Here is a 14,399-nt window from a genome sequence, read left to right on the forward strand (position 1 = left end):
CGAACCGACCGCGTCCTGCGGCGCTACTCGAACGCCGACCGAGCGCCCCGTGCGGTGACTCGGAGCAGCCGGGCGACGGACTCGCGGCGACGCACGAGCAACACCACGGCGAGCGCGAGGTAGACGACGGTGTAGGCGTAGAGCACGAGGATGCTGAGTTCGGTCGCCCGGGGCTCCGCGACCAGCCGGATGATGCCGAACTCCACGAACACCTGCGTGAGGAACAGCACCAGCAGCGTGATACCCTCCCAGACGGCGATGTTGAAGTTCGCGAGGATGGCGATGGCGAAGAGGCTCTGGGCGGCGGTAATCCAGATTTCGGCGGCCTGCTTCTCGTCGAACGGGAGCGTGGCGACGCCCCCGTACGCGATGCTGTAGACGACCGCGAGCGTCCCGATGAGCAGCGTCCACTGGTTGAGCTTCGAGGAGATGAGCGCGTTGAATCCGGCCGTCGAGCGCGCCTTGTTCACGAGGTAGACGACGACGATGAGTTCGGGTGCCTCGGAGGCCAGCGGCGCAATCCACTGAATCATGAAGAACGGCGGGATGCCGGCGCCCTCGCCGAGCACTTCGAGGCCGTGCGCGAACGGGTGGACGGCGGTGTAGATGACCGCGCCGGAGAACGCGAACAGGAAGAGGACGGTGGCGACGCGGGCGGGCCGCCGGAACTCCTGGAGGTACGCGGGGACGCCGACGTGTTCGGTGTCGTGGGAGACGTCGCCCCGAATGATGATGGCGATGTAGGCCGCGAACAACCCCACGAGCACGACCGTGTCGACGATGTCGATGCCGCCCCGGAGCGGCACGAGGAAGGCGTAGGCGGTCGCCGCGAGCAGGAACGTGATTTCGGTGGCGATGGCGGGGTCGAGGTTGACGACGCTACGGAGGCCGCCGCGCTGCTCGACCGCGGGGTCCTTCGAGGAGCGGGCCTTGTAGACGGTGAACAGCGCGACGCCGGACCACCCGAGCCCGATGAGGATGCGGTTCGCGCCGGTCATGTTCGCGACCGCGAGGTTCGCGGCTTCGATGCCGCGTGCGGTCCCGGCGTTCGCGCCGGCAGTCCACGCGTACAGCGCGTCGACGGCGTACTCGGGGGCAACTGCGAGCACCGCGAGTACGGCGATGGCGAACGCGGGTGGTACGTCCTTCTCGGCGGTCTCGGCACCCCACGCCAGCAGGAACGCCGCGCCGAGGACGGCGATGCCGCTGACCGCGACGGTCGTAACTTCGCCGAACCCGTACGCGTCGGGGCCGCCGGTGAGGAAGACGCCGACCCATGGCGCGGTCAGCAGCGTCGCGAGCGCCAGCGCCGTCAGTGGGTGCTGTAGCCGCTCTCGTAACATACCGACACTGTCCGCGAAGCGCTCCCTAACGCTTGTGGTTGGGCGACGGACTCCGGGTTACGGCAGCAGGAAGTAGACGAAGCCGACGTAGCCGACGACCAAGCCGGCGCCCTCGACGCGCGTGATGCGGTCGCCGAACGCCATGATGGCGAGCGCAGCGACGGTGAACGCCAGCATGACGGGGAACTCGTAGCCAATCGTCGACCCGGACACCGAGATGGGGACGGCGACGGCGACGACGCCGATGACCGCGAGCACGTTGTAGATGTTCGACCCGACGACGTTCCCGATGGAGAACTCGGCTTCCCCGCGAATCGCGCTCACGAGCGACGTCGCCAATTCGGGGACGGAGGTGCCGAACGCGATGATGGTGAGACCGATGAAGAGGTCGTCGAAGCCCCACGCCGTGAGGACGCCGCGGCCGCCGTCGATGAGCGCGCGGGAGCCAGCCAGCAGGAGGACGATGGCGCCGACGAGCGTGACGTACTCGCGGACGCCGGCGGTCGTGGCGTCTTCGTCCATCTCGACCTCTTCGGGGAGCGCGACGTCGTCCTCCTGTCGAGACTTGTAGTAGAGGTAGCCGGTGAAGCCGGCCAGTAGCGCGAGGAGGACGACGCCGTCGAACGTGCCGATGCTGCCGTCGAGCCCGAGGACGACGAGCGCGACGGCGGCCGTGAACATGAACGGGCCGTGCTGGTAGAGCGTCTTGTCGTCGACCTCCATCGGGCGGACGAGCGCGGACGCGCCGAGCACGAGCCCGATGTTGGCGATGTTCGACCCGACGATGTTGCCGAGCGCGATGCTGTCGGAGGCGGTCAGGGCGCCGGTGGCGCTGACGAACAGTTCGGGCGCGGTGGTGGCGAACGCGACGATGGTGACGCCGACCGTCGCCGCCTTCACGCCGTGGGAGAGCGCGAGCGCGGACGCCGCGGCGACGAGGAACTCGGCGCCCACGTAGAGCAGCAGGATGCCGACGAGCAGTATCGCGCCGTCGGCGAGGAGTGTGCCGGCCATACGCCGGGAAACTGGCTCGCGGGCAAAAACCGTTCGGAGTGAGTATCAGTTATAAACGGGCGGCGAGTGGGTCGAGGCGTGCAGGTATTCGGACTCGTCGGGAACCCGGTCGAACACTCGCTGTCGCCGCCGATGCACGAGGCCGCCTACGACGAAGTCGGGCTGGACGCCCGCTACGTCACCTTCGAGCCGGCGCGCGACGAAATCGCGGCCGCAGTCGAGGGCGCGGACGCGCTCGGTGTCGCCGGCTTGAACGTCACCATCCCGTTCAAGCAGGCGGTCCTCGACGTCGTCGACCCGGACGACCTCGCGGCCCGCATCGGCGCGGTCAACACTATCGACTTCTCCGGGGACACCATCACTGGCCACAACACGGACGCGGAGGGCGTGCGCCGCTCGTTCGCCCACCACGACGTCGAACTGGACGGCCGCGACGCGGTCGTCGTTGGTGCGGGCGGCGCGGGCCGCGCGGCGGCGTTCGCGCTCGCCGACGCGGGCGCGTCCGTCAGCATCGCCAACCGAACCGTCGAAACCGCGGAACTGCTGGCCGACGACGTCGGAGCAGCCGCGTCCGCCCACGGCCTCGACGCACTCCCGGAGCTGCTCGCGGACGCCGACGTGCTCGTGAACGCGACGAGCGTCGGGATGGAAGCGGACGAGTCGCCCGTTCCGGCGGCCGCGCTCCACGCCGACCTCGCGGTGCTGGACGCGGTGTACGCGCCGCTGGAGACGCGGCTGCTCCGGGACGCCGACGCCGCGGGTGCTACGACCATCGACGGCGCGTGGATGCTCCTCTTCCAGGGTGTCGCGGCGTTCGAACTGTGGACGGGTCGAGACGCGCCGATAGCCGCGATGAACGACGCGCTGCGCGCGAAACTCTGACCGTCGGGCACGGCTTTAAGTGCAGTCGGGGGATATAGCCAGCTAATGGGACTGCTCTCGACACTCAAATCGCTGCTCGGGATGGAGGAAGAGGGCCGCTCCGCCGGGAGCGGCGTCGACGTGACCGTCGAACACGAAGCCTCGGCGGAATCCGAGCGAGCGGTGAAGGAACCGGAGGCGGAGCACGAAGCCGAAACTGAAACCGAGGCCGAAGAGGAAGACGTCGACGAGCCGGTCGCGACGGAGACCGACGCTGCCGCCTCCACGGAGTCGCTGGTCGACGAGGAGCACACCGACGACCCGACGCGCGCCGCCGAACCCGCCGAGGCCGCCAGCCCCGGCGAGGAGGAGACGCCGACGTCGGTCGACGGCGACCCCGTCACCGTCCTGAAGGGCATCGGGCCGGCGTACGCCGACCGCCTCGAAGACGCGGGCATCGAAACTGTGGCGGACCTCGCCGCGGCCGACCCCGAGGAGCTCGCGGAGCGCGTCGACCTCTCCGCGAAGCGCGTCGGCCGCTGGGTGGACACCGCCCAAGACCACGCCTGATGGCCGCACACGGCCTGTCCGCCTCCGACACGTGTACTACCACGTAGACGGCGAGGTCGTCGCCGCCGAGGACGCCACGGTGAGCGTCCGCGACCGCGGCTTCCAGTACGGCGACGCCGCCTTCGAGACGCTGCGGGCGTACGGCGGGCAGGTGTTCGCGTGGGACGCCCACGCCACCCGCCTCCAGGCGACCTGCGACGCGCTCGGCATCGAGCACGGACTCTCGGACCGCGACCTCCGCGGCCGCGTCCACGCCACGCTCGCTGCCAACGACCTCGCGAACGCGACTATCCGACTGACGATTTCCCGGGGCGTACAGGACGGCGCGTTCGCGCCCGCCGACGACGTCGACCCGACCGTGGTGGTCGTCGCGAAGGAACTCCCGCGCGGCGGCGTCGACGGCGAACGCGTCTGGAGCGAACCCGCGACGGTCGCGACCGCCGCGGTCGAACGCGTCTCCGACGACGCGCTCCCCGCAGTCGCGAAGACTCACAACTACCTCAACGGCGTCCTCGCGCGCATCGACGCCGGCGACGCCGACGAAGCCATCCTCCTCGACGCCGACGGTCGCGTCACCGAGGGCGCCACGAGCAACGTCTTCTTCGTCGACGACGGCACGCTCCACACGCCCAGCCTCGACCTCCCGGTCCTCCCCGGTATCACGCGCTGGGCAGTCGTCGAACTCGCGGACGAACTCGGCATCCCAGTGGAGGAAGGCCACTACATGCCCCGCGATTTGCGCGCTGCCGACGAACTGTTCCTCACGAACACCACGTGGGAGGTCCGGCCCGTCGCCACCTACGACGACACCACCTACACCACGTGCAAGGTCGGCGCCCGCCTCGCCCGCGCGTTCGCCGAAGAGATTGAACAGAGACATTACTAACGCACTTTTTGCTGCGCTCACGCGCCAGCGGCGCGTTCGCTTGCAAAAACTTGCGGAAAAAGCACTCCTCGCTCCCTGCGGTCGCTCGTCGGCCTCGCGGCTTCGCCGTGAGTGAACCGCTCGCGCCATAGGCGCTCGCGGATGCTCGAGGAACACTGGCTGCTTCCGGTACGCTCAAAGCCACCGAACCGGTAGCCGGAGTCGATGGGAGACGAGCGCATCGCTGCGGTCGACGAGGTGCCGGCGGACGGAACGCTGCTGTACACGCTCGCCGACGACGGCGACGAGCGCGAGGCCATCCTACTGAAACTCTCGGACGGCACCGTCACGTCGTTTTTGAACTACTGCATGCACTGGACGGACGTGAAACTCGACACGGGCGACGGTGCGCCCGTGCGGAACGGCGACGTGGTCTGCCGCAAGCACGCCGCGACCTTCGAGAAGGACTCCGGGGTCTGCACGCACGGCCCCTGCGAGGGCGCGCAACTCGACCCTGTCGCGGTCGAGACGCGGGACGGCGAGGTCTTCCTCGCGGACGACGACTACGAATTCGTGCGGGCGGGCGTCGAGGACGACGACCCCGCGGACCTCTCGACGTCCCCTGGCGCGCGCCTCGGCTTCTAGACGTCCTCGACGACGAACGCGGGCTCCTCGATGCTCTCGCTCTTGCACTCGGGGCACCGCGACGGCACGTTCACGGGGTCGTCGAAGTCGTTGAACCCGCAGTCCTGGCACTCCGGCGGCTTCACGAGCAGTTCCTCGTCGGTCCCTTCCAGCGTCTTCGAGAGGTGGCGGACGTGCGTCAGCACCGTGCCGCGCGAGACGCCGAACTCCTCGGCGAGGCCACTCGGCGTGTCGGGGCGCTCGCGGAGCGTGTCGAGGATGCGTTCGCGGGTGGTCTGGTCGTCCATGCTCGAACAGGGAGACTGGATGAAAAAGGCCTTATCGGACGCGGAGTACCGTCGGGGTATGAAAGCCGTCGTCCTCGCCGGCGGGTACGCGACCCGGCTGTGGCCAATCACGAAACATCGGCCGAAGATGTTCCTCCCGGTCGGCGACTCGACAGTCATCGACGAGATTTTCGCGGACCTGGAAGCCGACGACCGCATCGAGGAGGTGTTCGTCTCCACGAACGAGCGCTTCGCGGAGGACTTCCGGGAGTACCTCGCGGACAGCGACTTCCAGAAGCCGACGCTCACGGTCGAAGACACGTCCGAGGAGGACGAGAAGTTCGGCGTCGTCGGCGCGCTCGCCCAGCTCGTCGACCGCGAGAACGTCGACGACGACCTCGTCGTGGTCGCCGGGGACAACCTCATCAGCTTCGACATCGCCGAATTCGTGGACTTCTTCGAGGCGAAGGGGACGCCCGCGCTGGCCGCCTACGACGTCGGCAGTCTCGAACGTGCGAAGTCCTATGGGCTCGTGGACCTCGACGGCGACGAGGTCGTCGACTTCCAGGAGAAACCCGAACACCCCAAGAGCACGCTCGTCTCCATCGCGTGCTACGCGTTCCCCCGTGAGACGCTGCCCGACCTCCAGACGTACCTCGAAGAGGGCGAGAACCCCGACGAGCCCGGCTGGTTCCTCCAGTGGCTGCAGGCCCGCCAGTCCGTCCACGCGTTCACCTTCGAGGGCGCGTGGTTCGACATCGGCACGCCGGAGTCGTACCTCGACGCCGTGCGCTGGAAGCTCGACGGCGACAACCTCGTCAGCGACGACGCCGTCGTGGAGAACACCACCATCGGCGAGAACGTCCACGTGATGGCCGACGCCGAACTCCGCAACTCCAGCGTCGACAACTCCGTCATCTTCCCGGACGCGACGCTGCACGACTGCGACGTCCGCGACTCCATCATCGACGAGCAGACTCACCTCGAGAACATCGACTTCGCTGGCGCGCTCATCGGCGCGCACACCACGATATCCAACGGCGAGTAATCAACAGACGGACTTGGCGTTCACGCCCATCGATTCGAGCGCCTCGACGTACTCTTCGTAGGCGACGTTCACGACCTCGACAGCGGCGGCTCTCGCGCGCTCGACGTCCGTTTCGTCTGCTGCCGCGTCCGCGAGCAGGGAGAGCGCAGCCTCGGTGTCCGCGTCGGTGTCGGTGCGTAGTTCCCGGAACAGGTCCGCGCGCGCTTCGTCGGCGCTGTTCACGAAGTAACTCACGAACTGCGCGAGCGTGCGTTCCGCGACGAGGCCGCGGCCGACGACGCCGCCCGCGCGCTCGACGGTGTCGTCGAGGTCGCGGAGGTAGTCGTGGACGGCGCCGGGGTCGGCGTCCGGGTCTTCGTCGAGTTCCGCGGCGACGCGCTCGTAGTGCTCGCGCTCGCGCTCCGCGAACGCGGCGAACGTCTCGGCGGCGTCACCGGTCGCGTCGGCCGCCCACGCCGCGAACACGTCGGCTGCGGCGGCCTCGCTGGCGGCGGCCGCGCGCAGCACCGTCTCGTCGTCGAGTGTCGCGTCCGTGAGCGCGACGAGGCGCTTCGAGGAGCCGAGGCGGTCGAGTTCGGTCTCCACGGCGGCCGCCACGTCGTCGCGGAAGTCGTCGACGTTCATGACTCCCGATTCGCGCGCGGTGCACGTGAGCTTTTGCCACTTCCAACCCTACGCACGGGTGTGACTTCGCCAGCCATCACGCCGCGCGACCTCTACGACCGCATCCGGAGCGGCTCGGTCTCCGTGCTGGACGTCCGCGACCGCGACGAGTTCGATGCGTGGCACGTCGACGGCCCCGACGTGACCGCCGCTCACGTCCCCTATATGCAGTTCGTCTCGGCGCAGGTCTCGGGCGACGCGGCCGACCTCGTCCCGGACGAATTGGACGAGCCAATCGTCGCCGTGTGTGGGGTCGGCGAGGCCAGCGACGAGGTCGCGGCGGCGCTCCGCGAGGAAGGCGTCGACGCCGTGAACCTCGACGGCGGAATGGAGGCGTGGGCGGACCTCGTGGTCGCCCACGACCTCGGAGAGGGGGTCGTACAGTACGAGCGACCGTCGTCGGGCTGTCTCTCCTACCTCCTCCACGACGCCGACGAAGCCGCCGTTGTCGACCCGCTGGCGGCCGCGAGCGAGCGGTACGCCGACGACGCGGCCGACCGCGGCCTCGAACTCCGGTGGGCCGTCGACACGCACGTCCACGCCGACCACTTCTCCGGAGTCCGCGCGCTCGCCGACGAGACGGGTGCCGAGCGCGTGCTGCCCGCGGGTGCGACCGAGCGCGGTCTCGATTACGACGCGACGCTGCTCGCGGACGGGGATTCGCTCCAAGTCGGCGACCGCGAGCTCGTGGCGCGGCACGCGCCCGGCCACACCACCGAACTCGTTGTGCTGGAGTGGGGTGAGGCGTTGCTCACCGCGGACTGCCTGTTCCTCGACGGCGTGGGCCGTCCCGACCTCGAGGACGCCGACCGCGCCCGCGAACTCGCTGGCCACCAGTACGACACGCTCCACGACCTGATTTTCGCGTACCCGGACGACACCCGCGTGCTCCCCGGGCACGTCGAGGCGACGACACCGCTCGCGGACGACGGTTTCGCTCGGAGCCTCGGCGCAGTTCGGGAATCGCTGGACGTTACGGATTTGTCGCGTGAGGCGTTCGTGGACGCGCTCACGACGGACCTGCCGCCGCGACCGGCGAACTACGAGACAATCGTCGCGACGAACCTCGGACGGCGAGACCTCGACGCGGAGACGCTAGAACTAGAGCGTGGGCCGAACAACTGCGCGGTGTCCTCGACGTGACTCAGTCGTCGTCGGCCGCGGCCGCTCCCGCGGCGGCGTCCTCCTCGATGCTCGGCGGGTACTTCCCGCGGTCGAGTTTCAGGTCCGACTGCGGGCGCGCCATGCACGTCAGCGCGTAGTTCTCGGCTTCCTCCTCGGTGAGTCCGCGCGCGGCGGGCTGGGTGACCTCACCCGCCTCGATTTTCGCGGAGCACGCCAGACACATCCCGACGCGGCAGGAGTACTCCTGGGCGATGCCCGCTTCGAGGCAGGCCGACAGCACGGTCTCCTTGTCGGAGACCTGAATCTCCTCGCCGGTCCCGACGAACTCGACGGTGTACTCGGTCATGGCTGGCGGTTGCAGGAGAACGGGTAAAACTCTTCCTTCGCCCGTGTCCGCGCCGAGAGGACAGATTGTACGTAAAGAGTTTTCCTCGCGGGCGCGAATCCGAAGCGTATGACCACTCACGAGTACGACGTCGCCGTCGTCGGGGCCGGCACCGCGGGCTGTTACACGGCCGCGACCGTGGCCAACGCCGGCTACGACGTCGCCGTCGTCGAGCGAAAGTCCGCGGAGGAAGCCGGACACATCGCCTGCGGCGACGCCCTGAAGGGCGCGGACGCGTTCCCCGAAGCCATCCCGAAGGAGCGCCTCGAGCCCGCGTTCACGAACACAGGCGTCGACCACGGCCGCTTCGAGATTCCCCAGGAGGACACCGTCCTCGAAATCCCCGTCCCCGGCGAACTCGCGGTCATCGACCGCCGGGAGTACGGCCGCCGCATCATCGAGGCGACCGAGGACGCGGGCGCGGACTTCTACTACGACGTCGTCGTGCAGGACGTGCTCCAGGACGACGACGGCACCGTCACCGGCGTGAAGGGCACGCGCCGCGGCGGCGTCCACGAATTCGACGCCGACGTCGTCATCGACGCGGCTGGCGCGCTCTCCATCCTCCAGGACAAGACCGACTTCTCCGAGGCTACCTTCGACACGAACGTCTCCTACTCGCAGTTCTGCTCGGCGTACCGCGAAATCGTCGAAGTCCCCGAGGAGGTCGAGTGGGACGACGCGCTCGTGTTCAAGCCCACCGAGCGCGCCGCTGGCTACCTCTGGTACTTCCCGCGGACGAGCACCGAAATCAACGCGGGGCTGGGCTTCCAGATGAACGAGGAGCCGATGGAACTCGTCGACGACCTGAAGCAAGACCTCCGCCAGCGCGAGGAGTTCGAGGGCGGCGAGGTCACGGACAAACTCGGCGCGGCGCTGCCGACGCGGCGGCCGTACGACTCCGCGACCGCGCCCGGCTACATGGCCGTCGGCGACGCCGCGGCACACGTCAACCCGACCACGGGCGGCGGCATCGCGGGCGCGGCGTACGCCGGCAAGTACGCCGCCGAAGCAGCCATCGACGCCATCGAAGCCGGCGACGTCTCCGAGTCGATGCTCTGGGAGTACAACGAGCGCGTGATGGACCACTACGGTGCGCGCTACGCCGCGCTCGACGTCTACAACATCCTCTCGACGGCCGTCGACGTCGACGACCTGATGGGGCTGCTCGCGTCGCTCCCCGGCGAGAAACTCGCGGAAGCGCTCTATGGCGGCAGTACGGAGTTCAGCCTCCAGTTGAAGGTCGTCACCGCGCTGAAGTCCTTCGGCTACTGGTCGAACATCTGGGAGTTCTACAAGACCAAACAGCAGGCCGACCGCCTCCTCGAGCACTACGAGGACTACCCCACCAGCCCGGACGCGCTCGCCGACTGGCAGGCCCAGCGGGACGACATCATGGAGGACGTCTACGAGGTCACCGGCGCGGACCCGAAGTACTGACTACGGCTGCTCGCTGGCGACGCGCAGAATCGCTTCTGTGAGACTCTCCACGCCGATACTAATCGAGGTCTCGTCCACGTCGAACGTCGACGTGTGGTGGCCGCCGGGGTGGTCGGTACCGACGCAGACGTAACACGCCAAGCCACCCTGTTCTTGGACGCGCTTCATGAGGAACGTGGCGTCCTCGCTGCCGCCGAGGTCGTCGCGGTCCATGACCGAATCGACGCCCGCCACGGCCGCGGCTTCCGCACCGAAGACGTCGCGGAGTTCGTCGTCGCTGGTGGCGCTCGGCGCTTCGCCCTCCGTGGAGAGTTCGACCTCGCACTCGTGCATCTCCGCGGCCGACTGCAGCACGCGGTCGGCCTTCTCCTTCATGTAGCGCATCAGTTCGGTGGTCTCGCCGCGGACCTCGCCCTCGACGAAGGCGTCCTCGGGGACGATGTTCGTCGCGGTGCCACCGCCCGCGCGCCCGGCGTTCACGCGCGTCGCGCCGCCGTCGTGGCGCGGAATCGCGTAGAGGTTCTGGATGGCCGTCGCCATCGCCTGCACCGCGTTCCGGCCCTGCTCGGGGTGAGCCCCGGCGTGCGCGGGCTCGCCCTCGAACTCCGCGAGCAGGTGGCTGACCGCGAGGAAGCCGTCGATGCCCGCGACCACCTCGCCCGTGGGGTGGTCGAGGCCGAGGTGGACCGCGTAGAGGTAGTCGACGTCGTCGAGGTGGCCGCTCTCCGCGACCGCCTTCCCGCCGCCGACGCGCTCCTCCGCAGGCTGGAAGACGACCTTGAACGTGCCCGCGAAGTCGCTGTCCGCGATGGCTTCGAGCACGCCGACGCCGATGGCGGCGTGGCCGTCGTGCCCGCAGGCGTGCATCTGCCCCTCGTGCTCGGAGCGGAACCCCTCGCTCGCGGGGTGGTGGTCCGGTCTCTCGGACTCGGTGATGTGGAGTGCGTCGATATCCACGCGCAGCGCGACGGTCGGCCCTTCGCCACGTTCGAGTACCGCGACGGCACCCGTGTGGCCACCCTCCAGTTGTTCGAGAATCGCTGGGTCCACACCCTCGTCGTGGGCGCGCTCGAACCAGGCCGCGAGTTCGTCGTCCTCGGGTACCGCCATCCGTGCCTCCGGGTCGATTGCGTCGCGGCCGACGTGGAGTCTGTCGACGCCGATTCGGCGGCACTCCTCTACGATGCGCGCGGTCGTGTAGAACTCACACCACGCCGGCTCCGGGTGACGGTGGAGGTCCCGGCGCAGGGCCACCAGCCGCTCGGCCGTGTCAGCACTCATACTGCTGCGAAAGCGCGGCTGCCACATAAACCGTCACGTCCCACGGTGTAGGTTTTTAATACGTGCGGCGAAGTGAGGGAAACACGTATGGCAACCGACGACAGCGACGTAGCGGACGAATTACACGAGCCCGGCGAGGGCGGCGGCCACGACATCGAGTTCTACGGTGGCCGCATCGCGAGCGCGATACCGCTCGCGCTCTTCGTCGCGTGGGCTATCTTCCAGAGCGGCGTCCTGCAAGTCAGTGACACGACTGGCCTCGTCATCGGCATGCTCGCGGCGCTCGTCGTGGGCATGTTCTTCACGAAGGGGTCGTGGGCGTCGTACGCAAACACCATCTTCGAGGGGATGACCCAGCGGGTCGCAGCCACCGCCATCGTCGCGTGGCTGTGGGCCGGCATGTTCGCACAACTGCTCCAGGACGGCGGCTTCGTGCAGGGACTCGTCTGGGCCGCAGACGTGGCCAGCGTCTCCGGGCCGCTGTTCCCCGCGGTCACCTTCCTGCTCGCCGCACTGTTCACCACCGGTATCGGCACCGGGTACGGGGGCACTATCGCGTTCACGGGGCTGTTCTACCCCGCGGGCGTGCTGCTCGGCGCGAACCCCGTGCTACTGTTCGGTGCCATCCTCTCCGGGGCCGTCTTCGGCGACAACCTCGCACCCGTCAGCGACACCACTATCGTCTCCGCGGTCACGCAGAACGCCGACATCGGCGGCGTGGTCGCGTCGCGGTTCAAGTACGCCATCCTCGCCGCGGTGCTAGCGTTCGCCGGCTACGTCGTCGCCGGCCAGGTGATGCCGGGCTCGGACGTCGCAGCGGGCGCGACCGCGTCCCTCGACGGCCAGCCGCTCGGCCTCGTCCACGTGCTCTCGATGCTGACGGTTATCGGCCTCGCGGTCGCCGGCCGCCACATCATCGAAGCCATCTCGTGGGGTATCATCGTCGCGCTCGTGTTCAACGTCGGCTCCACGCTCCTCGCGTCGTGGGGCGTCATCGAGAGCGGGCTCCAGACCGCGCCCGCGCTGCTGTTCCGCGCGCCCGCCAGTTCCGGGCTGGCGCAGTCGCTGGACTGGCTGCCGTTCGTGGTCACCGTCGAGGAAGGCACGGGCGTCGCGGGCAGCCTCTACGGCGGCGCGTCCGGGTTCTTCCCGCTCATCGTGCTCACGCTGCTCATCGTCGCCGGCGCCCGCATCATGATTCAGGGCGGCGGCTTCGAGGCGATTCAGGCGTTCCTCCTGAACCGCGTCGCGACCAACGTCCGCCGCGCCGAGACCACGATGGTCCTCGGTACGGCGACCGTCAACGCGATGATTACCATCAACACCGCCGCCGAAATCGCCATCGCGCCGTACATCGCGCGCATCGGCGAGCGCTTCAACATCAACGGCTACCGGCGCGCGAACATCCTCGACGCCAACACCAGCGCGCTCGGCTACATCTTCCCGTGGGCGGGCGGCGTGCTCGTCGGCTACGAGACGATGCGCGGGCTCGGCGAGAACATCCCCGTCGTCAACCCCATCGACGTCTGGCCGTTCGTCTTCCACGGCTGGCTACTCTTTTTCGTCTTCCTGGCGGCCGCCGTCACGGGGTACGGCCTGGAGTACGTTAGCGACCGCGAGTCCGAGGAGGTGAGTCGCGCATGACGCTCGGCTCGTTCCTCGCGGGCGTCGGCTTCCGCACGAACACGCCGTCGTTCGAGGCCGGCGACGAGATTACGGCGTTCGTCACCGGCGTCGAGGACGGGACGGCCGTCGCGCGCGTCGGCGACTCGAAACTCCGCATCTCGAACGCGCCCGCCGACGCCGTCGACACGCTCGTGCGCCTGCGCGTCGAGGGCTTCAACGAGGACACCCACGTCGGGCAGGCGGAGTACCTCGAAACCGTCGGCGAGAGCTCGTTCTAACTCGCCGGCGCCGTCGCTGTCGCGTTTCGACGTCGGTCGCAGAGAGAAGACCCAGCTACGAGGAACCCAGCGGCTTCACTTGCTCCAGTTCGGCTTCGACGTGGACGCTGTCCGGGAAGTCCCGCTCCATGATGTCGCGGGCGAGGTCGTCGTGGCCGTACAGTTCGATGCGGCGGCGGTAGACCGTGTAGTGCCACGCGCCGGTCTTCTCGTCGTCGCGGCCGCCGAGACCGCTGTACAGCGGGACGGACTGCTCGTCCGGGCTGTCCGAGTGGGGCCCTTTCATTTCCGCGCCCTTCCGGCGGCACGTCGCCTTGATGTCGGAGACGACGCCGTTGAGGGCGGCTCGGTCACCGCTCTTCAGAGAGAGTTTTGTGACGAAGGTCATGGCTGGGGGTGCTGTACGAATCCACGCGCTCCACCGTGAAAAAGCGTGTGTTTAGCCGGACGGTGCGTGTCAGTCACCCACCCACTCCGACATTCTCTTAACTGGTCGTCCACTACTTCGTGTTAATGACGGTCGAAGCGACCAGCGCCGGAGCCATCTTGTTCCGCGACACGCGGGACCGGCGCGAATACCTCCTCCTGAAGAGCCGGCCCGGGGACTGGGAGTTCCCGAAGGGCGGCGTGGAGGGGGACGAAGAGCTCCAGCAGACGGCTATCAGAGAGGTACAGGAGGAAGCCGGCATCGAGGACTTCCGGCTCTTGGACGGCTTCCGAGACGACTACGACTACGTGTTCGAGGCGAACGGTACTCGCATCCACAAGACGGTCCACCTGTTCGTCGCCAAGTCCTTCGAGGCGAGCGCCGAACTGTCGAACGAACACTCGGACCTGCAGTGGCGCGACTACGAGCAGGCCATCAACACGATTACGCAGGACGGCCCGCGGGACATCCTCCGGGACGCCCACGACTTCATCGACCAGCAGCTCGAAGAAGCCTGACCGGCCTCCCACCGGTCGCTATTTTACCGCCACGTAGCGGCGGC

Annotated in this window: 17 protein-coding genes; 10 read left to right on the plus strand and 7 right to left on the minus strand. The window is 68.4% G+C overall.

What is annotated here, in order from left to right; translation table 11 throughout:
• Positions 1-23: 23 nt before the first annotated feature.
• Positions 24-1,343: a sodium:calcium antiporter gene (locus LPA46_RS01690; protein WP_230891092.1), complete on the minus strand. Its 1,320-nt coding sequence runs from the start codon at positions 1,341-1,343 to the stop codon at positions 24-26.
• 57 nt (positions 1,344-1,400) lie between these two features.
• A complete protein-coding gene (locus tag LPA46_RS01695) occupies positions 1,401-2,357 on the minus strand; it encodes a calcium/sodium antiporter (RefSeq protein ID WP_230891093.1) in 957 nt (318 codons plus the stop codon).
• Between the two features lie 78 nt (positions 2,358-2,435).
• Here LPA46_RS01695 and LPA46_RS01700 point away from each other — a divergent pair, with 78 nt between their 5' ends.
• From LPA46_RS01700 to LPA46_RS01715, 4 genes are all read left to right on the plus strand, one after another.
• A complete protein-coding gene (locus tag LPA46_RS01700; RefSeq protein ID WP_230891094.1) occupies positions 2,436-3,239 on the plus strand; it encodes a shikimate dehydrogenase in 804 nt (267 codons plus the stop codon).
• Positions 3,240-3,284: 45 nt separating this feature from the next.
• Positions 3,285-3,788, plus strand: a complete 504-nt coding sequence (locus LPA46_RS01705; RefSeq protein ID WP_230891095.1) for a helix-hairpin-helix domain-containing protein — start codon at positions 3,285-3,287, stop codon at positions 3,786-3,788.
• A 31-nt stretch (positions 3,789-3,819) separates the two neighbouring features.
• Positions 3,820-4,674: an aminotransferase class IV gene (locus LPA46_RS01710; RefSeq protein ID WP_230891096.1), complete on the plus strand. Its 855-nt coding sequence runs from the start codon at positions 3,820-3,822 to the stop codon at positions 4,672-4,674.
• A gap of 204 nt (positions 4,675-4,878) precedes the next feature.
• Positions 4,879-5,298, plus strand: a complete 420-nt coding sequence (locus LPA46_RS01715; RefSeq protein WP_230891097.1) for a Rieske (2Fe-2S) protein — start codon at positions 4,879-4,881, stop codon at positions 5,296-5,298.
• Here LPA46_RS01715 and LPA46_RS01720 read toward each other — a convergent pair.
• Positions 5,295-5,585 carry a transcriptional regulator gene (locus tag LPA46_RS01720; protein WP_230887700.1) on the minus strand — a complete coding sequence of 97 codons (291 nt, stop codon included), beginning with the start codon at positions 5,583-5,585 and terminating at the stop codon, positions 5,295-5,297. The genes LPA46_RS01715 and LPA46_RS01720 overlap by 4 nt on opposite strands.
• A gap of 58 nt (positions 5,586-5,643) precedes the next feature.
• On the opposite strand from LPA46_RS01720, the gene LPA46_RS01725 reads away from it, so the two are divergent.
• Positions 5,644-6,612, plus strand: a complete 969-nt coding sequence (locus LPA46_RS01725; protein WP_230891098.1) for a sugar phosphate nucleotidyltransferase — start codon at positions 5,644-5,646, stop codon at positions 6,610-6,612.
• Here the strand turns inward: LPA46_RS01725 and LPA46_RS01730 are convergent, their stop codons facing one another.
• Positions 6,613-7,236 carry a rubrerythrin family protein gene (locus tag LPA46_RS01730; RefSeq protein ID WP_230891099.1) on the minus strand — a complete coding sequence of 208 codons (624 nt, stop codon included), beginning with the start codon at positions 7,234-7,236 and terminating at the stop codon, positions 6,613-6,615.
• A gap of 60 nt (positions 7,237-7,296) precedes the next feature.
• On the opposite strand from LPA46_RS01730, the gene LPA46_RS01735 reads away from it, so the two are divergent.
• Positions 7,297-8,418, plus strand: a complete 1,122-nt coding sequence (locus LPA46_RS01735) for an MBL fold metallo-hydrolase (protein WP_230891100.1) — start codon at positions 7,297-7,299, stop codon at positions 8,416-8,418.
• A 1-nt stretch (position 8,419) separates the two neighbouring features.
• Here the strand turns inward: LPA46_RS01735 and LPA46_RS01740 are convergent, their stop codons facing one another.
• Positions 8,420-8,746: a 2Fe-2S iron-sulfur cluster-binding protein gene (locus LPA46_RS01740; protein ID WP_058981537.1), complete on the minus strand. Its 327-nt coding sequence runs from the start codon at positions 8,744-8,746 to the stop codon at positions 8,420-8,422.
• Positions 8,747-8,854: 108 nt separating this feature from the next.
• On the opposite strand from LPA46_RS01740, the gene LPA46_RS01745 reads away from it, so the two are divergent.
• Positions 8,855-10,225 (plus strand): geranylgeranyl reductase family protein, encoded by a 1,371-nt coding sequence (locus tag LPA46_RS01745; RefSeq protein ID WP_230891101.1) that lies wholly within the window; start codon positions 8,855-8,857, stop codon positions 10,223-10,225.
• Here the strand turns inward: LPA46_RS01745 and LPA46_RS01750 are convergent, their stop codons facing one another.
• Complete coding sequence (locus tag LPA46_RS01750) at positions 10,226-11,506, minus strand: amidohydrolase (RefSeq protein ID WP_230891102.1); 1,281 nt, start codon at positions 11,504-11,506, stop codon at positions 10,226-10,228.
• A gap of 87 nt (positions 11,507-11,593) precedes the next feature.
• On the opposite strand from LPA46_RS01750, the gene LPA46_RS01755 reads away from it, so the two are divergent.
• The gene (locus LPA46_RS01755) at positions 11,594-13,150 is read left to right on the plus strand and encodes a Na+/H+ antiporter NhaC family protein (RefSeq protein ID WP_230891103.1); all 1,557 of its coding nucleotides are present in this window, start codon (positions 11,594-11,596) and stop codon (positions 13,148-13,150) included.
• Complete coding sequence (locus LPA46_RS01760; protein ID WP_230887693.1) at positions 13,147-13,410, plus strand: DUF7513 family protein; 264 nt, start codon at positions 13,147-13,149, stop codon at positions 13,408-13,410. The genes LPA46_RS01755 and LPA46_RS01760 overlap by 4 nt, the downstream gene beginning before the upstream one ends.
• A 55-nt stretch (positions 13,411-13,465) precedes the next feature.
• On the opposite strand, the gene LPA46_RS01765 is transcribed toward LPA46_RS01760, so the two are convergent.
• On the minus strand, positions 13,466-13,798 hold the full coding sequence (locus LPA46_RS01765) for an uS10/mL48 family ribosomal protein (protein WP_230891104.1): 333 nt from the start codon (positions 13,796-13,798) through the stop codon (positions 13,466-13,468).
• A 125-nt stretch (positions 13,799-13,923) separates the two neighbouring features.
• Between LPA46_RS01765 and LPA46_RS01770 the strand changes: the two genes are divergently transcribed.
• Positions 13,924-14,355 (plus strand): bis(5'-nucleosyl)-tetraphosphatase, encoded by a 432-nt coding sequence (locus LPA46_RS01770; protein ID WP_230887691.1) that lies wholly within the window; start codon positions 13,924-13,926, stop codon positions 14,353-14,355.
• Positions 14,356-14,399 lie beyond the last annotated feature (44 nt).

Source organism: Halobacterium sp. KA-6, assembly GCF_021029015.1.
In the GTDB taxonomy this organism is placed as follows: Archaea; Halobacteriota; Halobacteria; order Halobacteriales; family Halobacteriaceae; genus Halobacterium.

Coding starts and splice junctions, on each gene's coding strand:
- LPA46_RS01690 (WP_230891092.1), bottom strand. CDS start 1,343: ATGTTACGAGAGCGGCTACAGCACCCACTGACGGCGCTGGCGCTCGCG.
- LPA46_RS01695 (WP_230891093.1), bottom strand. CDS start 2,357: ATGGCCGGCACACTCCTCGCCGACGGCGCGATACTGCTCGTCGGCATC.
- LPA46_RS01705 (WP_230891095.1), top strand. CDS start 3,285: ATGGGACTGCTCTCGACACTCAAATCGCTGCTCGGGATGGAGGAAGAG.
- LPA46_RS01715 (WP_230891097.1), top strand. CDS start 4,879: ATGGGAGACGAGCGCATCGCTGCGGTCGACGAGGTGCCGGCGGACGGA.
- LPA46_RS01720 (WP_230887700.1), bottom strand. CDS start 5,585: ATGGACGACCAGACCACCCGCGAACGCATCCTCGACACGCTCCGCGAG.
- LPA46_RS01725 (WP_230891098.1), top strand. CDS start 5,644: ATGAAAGCCGTCGTCCTCGCCGGCGGGTACGCGACCCGGCTGTGGCCA.
- LPA46_RS01730 (WP_230891099.1), bottom strand. CDS start 7,236: ATGAACGTCGACGACTTCCGCGACGACGTGGCGGCCGCCGTGGAGACC.
- LPA46_RS01740 (WP_058981537.1), bottom strand. CDS start 8,746: ATGACCGAGTACACCGTCGAGTTCGTCGGGACCGGCGAGGAGATTCAG.
- LPA46_RS01745 (WP_230891101.1), top strand. CDS start 8,855: ATGACCACTCACGAGTACGACGTCGCCGTCGTCGGGGCCGGCACCGCG.
- LPA46_RS01750 (WP_230891102.1), bottom strand. CDS start 11,506: ATGAGTGCTGACACGGCCGAGCGGCTGGTGGCCCTGCGCCGGGACCTC.
- LPA46_RS01755 (WP_230891103.1), top strand. CDS start 11,594: ATGGCAACCGACGACAGCGACGTAGCGGACGAATTACACGAGCCCGGC.
- LPA46_RS01760 (WP_230887693.1), top strand. CDS start 13,147: ATGACGCTCGGCTCGTTCCTCGCGGGCGTCGGCTTCCGCACGAACACG.
- LPA46_RS01765 (WP_230891104.1), bottom strand. CDS start 13,798: ATGACCTTCGTCACAAAACTCTCTCTGAAGAGCGGTGACCGAGCCGCC.
- LPA46_RS01770 (WP_230887691.1), top strand. CDS start 13,924: ATGACGGTCGAAGCGACCAGCGCCGGAGCCATCTTGTTCCGCGACACG.